The sequence below is a fragment of the Paenibacillus sp. 32O-W genome (genome assembly GCF_007679495.1).
Taxonomy (GTDB): Bacteria; Bacillota; Bacilli; order Paenibacillales; family NBRC-103111; genus Paenibacillus_L; species Paenibacillus_L residui.
The window spans coordinates 18,686-29,528 of sequence record NZ_VEGP01000072.1; the positions used below are offsets into that span (position 1 = coordinate 18,686).

The window sequence follows — 10,843 nt, forward strand, 5'->3', positions numbered from 1 at the left end:
GCAACTTTACGGCAACACATCAAAAACACCTCTGTTACACTAATTTTGAGAACACTGTATCAGTATATAACCCCTTGTATATCAAGGGGTTTCAACAATCTGTACCATTCCAAACAAGCAAGCAGACATTTTCAATGTGTGTCGTATGCGGAAACATATCCACCGGCTGAGCCTCTAACGTGCGGTAGCCTCCATCCTCCAGCACCCGCAGGTCGCGGGCGAGCGTCGCCGGATTGCACGAGACGTAGACGATGCGCTCAGGCCGCATCGCCACCATCGTCTCGAGCAGCGCGGCGTCGCAGCCCTTGCGGGGTGGGTCGACGACGATGACGTCGGGCACGATGCCCTCCTGCTTCCACGCAGGAATGACCTCCTCCGCCTTGCCTGCGGCAAAGGTGACGTTATGGAGGTCATTCAGCGCGGCATTGCGGCGGGCATCGGCTACCGCGTCTTCGACGATCTCCACCCCGTAGACCTGCTTGGCATGACGGGCCAGGAACAACGAGATCGTGCCTATTCCGCAATAGGCATCGATCACCGTTTCCTTCCCCGTCAAGCCGGCATACTCAAGGGCCTGGCGGTACAGCACCTCCGTCTGTACCGGATTGACCTGGTAGAACGACCTCGGCGAGATGGCGAATTTCACATCCCCGATCGTATCGTGGATGACCTCCTCGCCCCACAGCACCTTCGTTCGTTCTCCGAAGATGACGTTCGTCCTCGCCGTATTCACGTTGTGGCATATGCTCTTGACGCCGGGGATGGCTTCGCGAATAGCGCGAACCCACTGCTCGACCGAAGGAATTCGGGTCCCGTTCGTGACGAGGATGACCATCAATTCTCCGGTCGCGAAGCCGTATTTGACCACGACATGGCGGAGCAAGCCCGTATGCGTGGCCTCATTATAAGCGGAGATCCCCAGCGAGCGGGCAATCTCCTTCACCCGGGCCACTACCTCGTCGCTGCGCTCATGCTGGATCAGGCATTGGTCCATATCGATAATCCGATGGCTGCCCTGGGCATAGAAGCCCCCGATCAGGCCGCCCTCCATTTCGCCGAAAGGAACCTGGACCTTATTCCGATACCGCCAGGGGTTCTTCATTCCCATAGTTGGATGAACGATGATCCCGGCGTGGCCAGCCCCAAACCGCTCTGAGACGCCATGGATCCCATCCGGCCCATTTTTCCCCTCGGCTCCATTCTTCTCTTCCGCTATTAGGGCGATATCCCCTTCCCGCTCGCCGCTGGTTCTTCCGTCATCCTTCCGCACCTCCAGCTTGCCGATCCGCTCCAGACTGTCGATCACGATCTGGCGTTTATGCTGAAGCTGGGCCTCGTAGCTCAGATGCTGAAGCTGGCAGCCGCCGCATTGGCTGTAGATCGGGCAGGGAGCTTGCACACGTTCGGGGCTCGCCTGCTCGATTCGAAGCAGCTTGGCGTAGCCGTACTGCTTCTTCACCTTCAATACCCGGACCAAGGCCCGCTCGCCCGGCAGGGCTCCAGGCACAAAAAGGGTAAAGCCCCGATAACGGCCCACCCCTTCACCTTCGTGTCCCAGCCCGGCAATATCCAGTATTACTTCGTCGTTCTTCTGTACGGGAATGCCGTCTGCCGCCGGATTTTCAGTTTTAGGATTCGCTCCCTCTTTGGCCGGTCGGCCGGAAGGACGTGTCCGATTGCTTCTTTTCCTTGTCATAGAGTTAAACCCGGTTCCTTTTCTTTATTTTGAAGATGGCCATATTCTAACGAACACTGCGCACCTTATTTCATACAAAATAGCGATTTTAAAAAGCTAACGAATCCCAGCAATCTTATTCTATACTCCATACCCGTTTTACACCGGATTCTGACCTATTAAGGACTCTGTAGTTCGTTAAATTTTGCAAATGTTGGATTCAAAGAGAAATAACGTATCCTGGATTCGTTAACCGAAAGCCCCAGGGCAATTCGTATCCCTGACCTTACTACGATGAATAAGCAGCGCATCCCCGTTAGGCAATATCCATGCTGCGAACCTGTGTCTCGATATCAACCGGCCAGGTTCCCCTACAATGGGTGCGCCTCCTTGAAGCGAACGCCAACGGGGCTATTTAGATAACTCGAACGAGGATGTTCAGACCCAACTCACCGTACGTTTGACATCGTCAACCAGCATACCATTTTTTCACCCGACACCATACATGAGAAGCTACCAGACACTCGCAAGAGGATGTTCGACAGTACCTACCCGATCCGCTGCACAACAAACCTTTAACTATCTATTTTCCCCAACCTGGGAAAGCTATGCTTGACCCGGTAAGTTGAGCTGCCGGATTCATCCACGATGATGTTCAGATGGGAAGGAAGCACCGAGATGGTGCATGGGAGCGTTCCGCCCAGCTCCCCGTCCAGATTGACCTGAACGTAATCGGGTGAAGTGATTTCGATCTTCCGCGTTGAGGTGTGGATGATGTGCGGATCATTAAGATGCTCACCGCGCAGTGCCAATGTAACGATGCGGATGAATTCGGCCAGATTGCATTTTTTCAATATAAAAACATCCAGCAGCCCATCATCCAGACTGGCTTCGGGAGCCAGCTTCTCGAATCCCCCGACGGAGTTGCTGTTCGTGACCAGGAACATCATCACCTGCTCATGAACCTCCATCTCGTCCGTCTTGACGTGCATTTCAATCGGCCGCAGGCGGGGGAGCTTCTCGATCCCCTTAATATAATAGGCAAGCTGTCCGATCATCGTCTTTAGCTTGCTGGGCACCTCATAGGTCAGCTCCGTCAGAGAACCTCCTCCGGCAATATTGATAAAATACCGCTGGTTCGCCTTCCCTACATCGATCAGACGCGTATGCTGGCGGATAATAAGATCACAGGCCGCCTCCCAGTTGCGTGGAATGGACAAAGCCCGGGCAAAATCATTCGTCGTTCCAAGAGGCAGAATGCCCAGCGCCGGACGGTGCTCCTTCTCTGCCAGGCCATTGATTACTTCATAGAGCGTTCCGTCTCCTCCGGCCGCGATAACGATATCGAATCCGCGTTCAACGGCTTCCGCCGCTGCGAGCGTAGCATCCCCTTCTCCGATGGTCGCGTGGGTAGAGGTTTCCAAGCCTCCGCGTTCCAGCCGCTGCAGAATATCCGGCAGCTTCTTCTTCATTTCCTCCCGACCCGAAGATGGATTGTATATCAACCTTGCACGTTTGGCCATTCACTAATCACCTGTTTATCCATATTCTGTCCAATGTTGACCGGGAACCTATCCTCCAATGCACTGCTTAGCCCGGATAAGGCTCCCTAATACGATATTCTATAATCCCCGGCGGAATAACCCGAACATCGGATTGTTATCCGCATGGAGCTTTTTTTCTATTGGAAAGGGCGTACGATACGGTATTCTAAAACATCATCCCGCACATCAATCTGTTCTTACGATCATTTGACTATAGTATGTTCCATAATCTCTATTTCTCTCCGGTTTTTGACGCCTCGAAGTCTCTTCCCTGAAAGCAGAATATGAAAAATCCCACTCTGACAGGGAGAGAAGGATTTTGTCCGATGGCGCGGTGCAAAGGGTTGCACCCGCTATGAAAGTTTATCTTCCCAGCCGTTCCAAGGTCATCTTGTAGCCGTCATTCCCGTAGTTCAGACATCTCTTCACCCGGGAGATGGTCGCTGTGCTGGCGCCGGTTTCAGCCTCGATTTGATTATAAGTATACCCTTTACGAAGCATGCGGGCTACTTCCAAACGCTGGGACATAGACTGAACCTCGTTCACCGTACATAAATCATCGAAAAAAACGTAGCATTCTTCCATATCCTTCAAAGTCAAAATCGCCTCAAACAATTGGTCGATCGCTTTGTCGTTCAGCTTTTTCAACTGCATGATCTTCCCTCGTTTCTGCTGATTTGCTTTACTTCATATCTTTCGACATCAAGAGCCGAATCCCTGCTTTAAGTTTTCAGAACAGCATAAATGTTAAGCGTTAGAGTGTTAAAATGCTTCGGCACTATAAACCTCATGCTCCGCCTTCAAACTGCTTTACGGTACATGAGGGTTAGCCGGATTTGCCCAAGCCACGGATTCCAGCATCGAGTAAAAAGCCCGATAGCCGGGACATCCGTCCAATCCAATCATTTGCCTAACACATAGATTATAAACAAGATGACCCCAAAAAAGGAAGTGCTGCTTGAATAACAGATCGTTTCTTCCTGATTTTGGGGACCCCCACTGACATCTCATCAAGTGAGGAGATTATATAAAAGGGTTGTGAATCCAGTGAACTCTAACCATCAGGCCAAGTCCAGCCATGCTTACCCGGTCCTATATCGGCAGCCGGGGATTGATCAGGCCCAGGTGCGCAATTGGATCGATTCCCCGCAGTTTCCCGGTTATTACCAGAACCCGGGCTTCCCTGGTTATCAGGGCTTCCCGGGAATGCCCGGATTTGGAGCGAATCCTGCCGGTGCGGGAGGGGGTCAGGGCGGTACGGGCAGCGGAGGCAGCGGCTTCAACTTCAATCAGGTAAAATCCTTCATCGATCGCATGGGAGGAATCGACGGAATTGTATCGACCGTGACCAAAGTGCATAAGGTCGTCCAGAGCATTCAGCAAATGGCTCCGATGCTCAAGCTGCTTATGGGAACCTTCGGTTCCAAGGCCGCTACGGCCGAAGCCGACAGCAAGGCCGTCCCCACCCGAAGACGCCGATCGCGAAGAGGCGGGAGTCCGGGGAGACGTTCGGCATACGGAGGCTATTCCCGCCGGCGGCCGACAGGAGGCAGGGCGCGGGTCAGCAGACGCCCCTACCGATAAGTTCTGCGGCTCTTACGTCAGCGCCTTAACGGTCCGCTCTTCCCCGGGCGGGCCGTTCGCGTTACCCGCTCTTTCCGTCCGCTCCCCGGCATTTCTCCAAGGAACAACCGAACCTTAATTATTGGCCGGAGTTGTTCGTAGCACTGCCTTTGTCTCCTGACTCAATTTCCACCTTCGAATCGACCGGAACGACCTGAATCCACGTTTGTCCGGGGAGCAGCGGAAGCTCCCGTTTGTCCTCATACACACGGATCGTACCGTCCTTCCGTTCCCAGGTCACATCGCGTTTCACGCCTCCCTGAATGAGCATTCCTTTACCGGGCCCATCGATGTCTACGCTGCGCCGGCCTTCATTGTCCAACACCCGGTGCTTCGTCTCGGCAATGATGATATTGGAGGCCGTCAGCTGTACCTTGGAATCTTTGTCCAGATGAGGTTCTCCCGCCATACTTCGTTTATAGACCCCGGCCTCGGCGTCATATTCATAAGATACGTAATAACCGTGTATATAGTTCACCTTCACACGCTCGGCCTTATCCCCGGATACCTTCTCGTCCTCCTTCAAGAAAGGATACTCGAAAGCTTTCCATTCCTGCCGGAACTTCTTCTTCTCGCTTCCTTCGCGAATTTTGTCCACACTGGTATATAAATTGTGCGGCGCCGAACGTTCTTTATCCCGCCAATAGTATGCGTCATCCCCATACACCTGGTCAAAATGCGCCAGCTTCCGCGAATTGATATAATTAATCGCGTCCTGGCTCCATCCGGCGTGAACGATCAAAGCATCCAATCCCTCTCCCAGTTGGGCATAGTACGGGCGAATACTGCGCACGGGACCGATCACCTTCGGATTTTGGCTGTGATAGACAGCCGCGAAGCGGGTAATTTCACCCTCGGCAAGAATTTCGAACACGACATCCGCTTGATCGAGCCCGGTCTGCGGCCGCGCTTGCGGAGAGTTCTCTATCATGACCATGAGCGGCCTGTCTTCGACCTGCTCATTCGTCCCTTTACCTGTCAACGGGAAGTGATACTTATAGGCCGGAGCCTGGCTCGGAGCCGGAGTGACGACGGGTGACGGCGACGGATCGGGTACGGGTGCCGTTTGCGGCTGGCCCGAGCAGCCGGCGACGGTCAGGGCGAGACAAGTCACCCCCAATATTCCTTTGTATCGTCCTGTTATTCGTGATTTCTTGGATTGACTGAACGGTTTCAATGGTCCATCTCCTCTCTTTCTTTCTACTCTATCGACTGATGTACGGCAAGATATTATAACTGTTCACAAAACGTTTAGAAGTACAGTTGGTGGTTTCCTATCCGATCTGTTAAAATGGGCTTGCAGTTACTAGGAGGAGAGGAACGACATGAAGCTGAAAGCGACGTTGATTTTATTGGCGCTTTTTGCCGGTACGACCCTTATCGTTTTTCTGTTAATGTACGGAACCGGGAACCCCAATTTACGGCAGAATACGGCCAGGGACTTGCCCTCTCACGATGCAGCCCGAGCCTATGTGCTTGATCATAAATTACTCGCGTCCGTAGATCAAATCCAGGCGCTCTATCCGGGAGGCCCGGCATTCCTGATGCTGTCAGGCAGAGATGATAACGGACAGGTTAAATATGTATGGGTCGCAGGTCCGGACGAATCTATCGAAGTCTATGGAACCGCTCTGGAGAGCGAAGGAGTGCCCGAAACCGATATAGCGGAAGCCCTTAAGAAGAAAGGGATCGAAACCGACCAAATTGCCGAAATCTACGCCGTTCCCCGTGACTATACTTCCAAGAAAATCGTATGGTACGTTCGGGAGAAGGGTGAGAAAAGACATATGCTTTGGTATGAATACGAGACCGGCGAATTATACTGGGAAGCCTACGGCGAACCTACCGCCTGGGAAAGGGACAAAGCATTCCAATCATTCAGAAAAGACGGCTGAACCGCTTGATGGTTCAGCGTTTTTTTTATTTGGGCATTCCCTCGATCATGATCTTACGGCAGCGTTCGAAAAAAATTCCGCTCGATCATGGGTCAACCGCTGTTTGCGATAGGAATCTCACTCGATGGGTTCATTTGGGCCTCGTTTCGAACGGACATCGCTTGGCTCGCGATCGTACGGATACTTCAGATGGGCTCTTCAAACGGGTTCACCCGACTGCTCGGGAGCCCCCCTTCCGTCCGAATTCATCCCGCTGTTCCCGCTGGAACATCCCCTCAATCCGGTTCACCCGACCGCTCGGCGAGCACCCCTTCCGTCCGAATTCATCCTGCTGTTCCCGCTGGAACATCCCCTGAATCCGGTTCACCCGACCGCTTGGCGAGCACCCCTTCCGTCCGAATTCATCCCGTTGTTCCCGCTGGAACATCCCCTCAATCCGGTTCACCCGACCGCTCGCCGAGCACCCCTTCCGTCCGAATCCATCCCGCTGTTCCCGCTGGAACATCCCCTCAATCCGGTTCGATTGAGTATCCCGCCGCCGATCGTAATTTAATTCTAGACGGCTTGTCTGGATTCCTTCCTTTTTTCTGACAGAATCCGAAACTTTATGCCCGTTTCAACAGAAGCAGCTCCATTTTCTCCAATCTATCGACAAAAACGATCTCATATTGGGTTTGGAAGAGAACAAAGTGTATAATAGAACGGGGAGAATTTCCTTTGCGTGAAATGCTATTTGGAGGTAAATCATGTCCAGACGATATTTCTTGAAAATGCTTGCTTCCGTATTTATCGCGTCTCTTGGCGGAATTTGGTCTTTCTTGCGGTGGCTGTTCGGGAGGGATTCTGTCGCAGAAGGTCAACCGGATACGGATAAGGTAACCGCCGCCGGGGAGGAGAAGGAGCCGGAAGGAGAAGGAAAGCTGCTGGCATCCGTGTTTCTTCTCAGTGACCTGCATATAAGTCTCTATGACACTACGACTACAGACAAGCTGAAGGCCGCGTTGGATGATGTGACCGAGTTGGATCCTGAAGCGAATGCGCTTGTTCTTGGCGGAGATCTGACCGATTATGGCCGGGAGGGCGAGTATCAGCAGCTCTGGTCGATTCTGGAACAATACTCCTTGCCGACAATGCATGCCAATATGGGAAATCATGATTATTATGATATATGGATCAATGAGAAAGGCGGCTTTGCCACTGACACGATGCCGAACGGCAAGACCGACGCCCAATCCAGGGAACGATTTCAGCGGTATATGAATTACGATAAACCATACACGGATGAATGGATCAACGGCGTTCACCTGATCATGCTGTCGCAGGAGGCTTACCTTGAGGAAAGAGAAGATGTAGGAGAAGGAGCCTGGTACTCGGATGAGCAGTTAAACTGGCTGCGGGCCAAAATGGCCGAGCATACCAACGGAGAACCGGCCCTGATCATGATCCATCAGCCGCTGCCTGCCCTGGGCTCCGATGGAGGAACCCACCGGCTCATTCGGGCCAATGAGTTTCGCGACATTCTGAAGCCCTACCGCAATGTATTCGTCTTCTCGGGGCATACCCACCGGGATTTTTATACAGATAATCACTATACGACTCAGGACAATATCCATTGGTTTTCCAATTCGGCGGTCGGACGGCTTCGCCCCTCTGCCCCCTCGGATAACAGTCATGCCCAAGGAATGTACATTCAAGTCTATGAGAAGGAAATTCACGTCCGCGGCCGCGAATTCACCACCCGTCAATGGATCGATGTTGCGGAGTGGCGGGTTCCTATCGAGTAACCACCTATGGAGGGATCGCTCTCATGGAATGGCCTCGCCCATCGGGTAATCGTTCTTATGGAGTAATCTCAACACAATGGAGAATCACTCCCATGAAGTAATTTCACCGCCACGGAGTAATCGTTCCCATAGAGTGGCCTCGCCCATCGGGTTATCGTTCCAAAGCAGGGGCCTTTCCCCCCACCCCATTCCAAAAAATGTCCGATAGGAAGGAGTGCTCTCCTCCCTTCGGACATTTTATCGTCTAAGCCTTAACCGCTTCCTCGCCCTCTTCTTCCTCGAACAACCGGTCGCCGCGATGAAGCCGCCAAGCGATCTGCGCCACGTGCGGCAGCTCCCTTGCTGTCGGCGCATGTGCGGCCAGATAGCGCGTGATAGCCAGCACCATAGTCTCCTGTGCCCGCTTGGCCAATGGCCCGGACAGTTCCGACCAGAGGTCGTATTCCCGGATGCCGGCCTCGAGCACTTGATAGGAGTGGAACTCGGCATCCTCCCGCAGCAAGGAATGTCCAAGCGTGTTGAACAACGCCTGCACGTCTCCTCCCCGGCTCATATAATGCGCCGCCCAATCCGCCGCTTCCGCCACCTGCTGACGCTGGTTCATCAGCTCCAGCAGCTCGGCCGGATCGGTGGTATGGCCGCGTTTGGCCGCATGCTCCGGTTTCGGCTTCGGGGCGGTCGGAATGTTCAGGAAGCGGTCCAGGTAGATGCTGACCGCCGAATAATAGATCGCCCGAATGGTGGGGACGCCGGCTCCTCTCCGCAGGCTTTCGTGAACCGCATGAGCATGCGTGAAGGTGTGCAGCACCGCAATCCAATCGCCGAAGTCATTCTGCGTGTGGAAGCGGACGATCCGCTCCGCGGCTGCCAAAGCAACCAGACGGGCGATGCGTACCGGAGACGCCCCGTTATGCAGCGCATCGGTAATGGCCGCGATCGTCTTCAACGGCTCCTCACCTAGAAGCAGCTCCAACATGGCCTCTTCATCGAAGGGCGCCTCTTCTCCGCCGACCCTTCCGTCAAGCTCGGGCAGCCTCTCGAATGCTTCCCGCAGGGGAGCGACCAGATTGACCGGCTGCTGCCAGTTATTTCTTTCCTCGCTTCTCGTCGGATTGGCCAGCAGCGGAACGAGGGAAGCAAGCACCTGCTCCTTCATCCCCTCTTCCAGCCTCTCCAGCATTTCGAAGGCTTTATTATGGAAGTCAAACGTATGCCCGCCATCCAGATAGAAGTGATCCGTGGCGGCGGCCAGCATCATGTCGGCCAGCTCGCCGTTCTCCGCCCCCTGACGGATGGCGGTCAGCAGAACCCGCTCCGCTCCCTGTGTGTCCCGCACCTCTACACATTGACGGTACCAGGAGGTCAGGCGGGACATCGAAGCATTCGTTTCCGGAAGCGATTCCAATACAAAACGCGGAGGTCTTCCCGCACAATCGGCGGCTACCCGACGCAGACCGTGGAACAAGGCGAGAAACCGCCCATAGCGGTCCAGCTTCGGCAGCACATTGACCATGGCGGCCAGAATGGTCAGTCCCGAGCCCCAGCCTCCCGAGCGGTACACCGTCCCGTATTCGATTCCGACCCGCGCGATTTTCTCTTCCGGCACACCGGCTTCGAGCAGGGCAATGACCGATTTGGCGATCACCAGAGACAAGTTTTGCTCCAGCCCTTCCTGCAGCCTTTTGAAATGCTTATCCGCCCCTCCTTGATTCCTCGGCTTCGGGTTAACCCATACCTCCCCTTCCTCCAGCCTAACCTCGTGGGTCGGCACATCATCCGCCCATGGGTCCAAAGTGCCTCCGCTGCAAATATCGAACCGGGCATGATGCCAATGACAAGTCAATATACCGTCGCACAAGCTTCCCATATGCAGGGGAAAACCCATGTGAGGACAACGATTGTCCACCGCATACACCCGATCCTCATGAACAAAAACGGCGATTCCTCCCTTAATCACCTTAGCGCCTTGTCGCTTCAGTTCCTCCAATGATCCGGCATGAGTCCATTGGTCCATTTCCAATCCCTCCCAATTCATTATACATACATTCTAAACTAATATGTATAGAAAATACAAGAACAATTTGCGACTGTTTGCCCTCCCTCAAGCCGGACGTTATCTAGAGCCGATAGGGCGGGACGCCATTGCCTCTATCGAATCAGTAATGGTATAGTAAAAGCCCGGAACAACACTGCATTAAATTTGTTCCAACCAACATGACAACACTGACGAAAAAAGACAAAGACCTGCACTTTTGCTCGTCTTCGAGGCAACTCTGGCTTTACGCGTCCAGCGCCTGCAAAAAGACCTGCAAAAGTGCACGT

At 53.6% G+C, this 10,843-nt stretch carries 9 protein-coding genes; 3 read left to right on the forward strand and 6 right to left on the reverse strand.

The genetic code is table 11. The annotated features are described in order from the left end of the window. Window positions 1–91 precede the first annotated feature (91 nt). The 3 genes from rlmD to FS806_RS21525 form a co-directional block, all read right to left on the reverse strand. On the reverse strand, window positions 92–1,696 hold the full coding sequence (rlmD, locus tag FS806_RS21515) for a 23S rRNA (uracil(1939)-C(5))-methyltransferase RlmD (RefSeq protein WP_144940713.1): 1,605 nt from the start codon (window positions 1,694–1,696) through the stop codon (window positions 92–94). A gap of 554 nt (window positions 1,697–2,250) precedes the next feature. Continuing rightward, complete coding sequence (locus FS806_RS21520) at window positions 2,251–3,198, reverse strand: diacylglycerol kinase (RefSeq protein ID WP_144940715.1); 948 nt, start codon at window positions 3,196–3,198, stop codon at window positions 2,251–2,253. Between the two features lie 384 nt (window positions 3,199–3,582). Continuing rightward, window positions 3,583–3,873, reverse strand: a complete 291-nt coding sequence (locus tag FS806_RS21525; protein ID WP_144940717.1) for a YerC/YecD family TrpR-related protein — start codon at window positions 3,871–3,873, stop codon at window positions 3,583–3,585. A 393-nt stretch (window positions 3,874–4,266) separates the two neighbouring features. Here FS806_RS21525 and FS806_RS21530 point away from each other — a divergent pair, with 393 nt between their 5' ends. Next, window positions 4,267–4,803: an aminotransferase gene (locus tag FS806_RS21530; RefSeq protein ID WP_144940719.1), complete on the forward strand. Its 537-nt coding sequence runs from the start codon at window positions 4,267–4,269 to the stop codon at window positions 4,801–4,803. Window positions 4,804–4,921: 118 nt separating this feature from the next. On the opposite strand, the gene FS806_RS21535 is transcribed toward FS806_RS21530, so the two are convergent. Further along, window positions 4,922–6,019: a DUF3048 domain-containing protein gene (locus FS806_RS21535; RefSeq protein ID WP_144940721.1), complete on the reverse strand. Its 1,098-nt coding sequence runs from the start codon at window positions 6,017–6,019 to the stop codon at window positions 4,922–4,924. 148 nt (window positions 6,020–6,167) lie between these two features. Between FS806_RS21535 and FS806_RS21540 the strand changes: the two genes are divergently transcribed. Next, window positions 6,168–6,737: a hypothetical protein gene (locus tag FS806_RS21540; RefSeq protein ID WP_144940723.1), complete on the forward strand. Its 570-nt coding sequence runs from the start codon at window positions 6,168–6,170 to the stop codon at window positions 6,735–6,737. A 208-nt stretch (window positions 6,738–6,945) separates the two neighbouring features. Here the strand turns inward: FS806_RS21540 and FS806_RS21545 are convergent, their stop codons facing one another. Beyond that, on the reverse strand, window positions 6,946–7,242 hold the full coding sequence (locus FS806_RS21545) for a hypothetical protein (protein ID WP_144940725.1): 297 nt from the start codon (window positions 7,240–7,242) through the stop codon (window positions 6,946–6,948). A gap of 241 nt (window positions 7,243–7,483) precedes the next feature. Here FS806_RS21545 and FS806_RS21550 point away from each other — a divergent pair, with 241 nt between their 5' ends. Then, complete coding sequence (locus FS806_RS21550) at window positions 7,484–8,521, forward strand: metallophosphoesterase family protein (protein WP_144940727.1); 1,038 nt, start codon at window positions 7,484–7,486, stop codon at window positions 8,519–8,521. A 244-nt stretch (window positions 8,522–8,765) separates the two neighbouring features. Here the strand turns inward: FS806_RS21550 and FS806_RS21555 are convergent, their stop codons facing one another. Further along, window positions 8,766–10,535, reverse strand: coding sequence for a Rieske (2Fe-2S) protein (locus FS806_RS21555; protein ID WP_144940729.1), 1,770 nt, complete (start codon window positions 10,533–10,535; stop codon window positions 8,766–8,768). Between the last annotated feature and the right edge of the window lie 308 nt (window positions 10,536–10,843).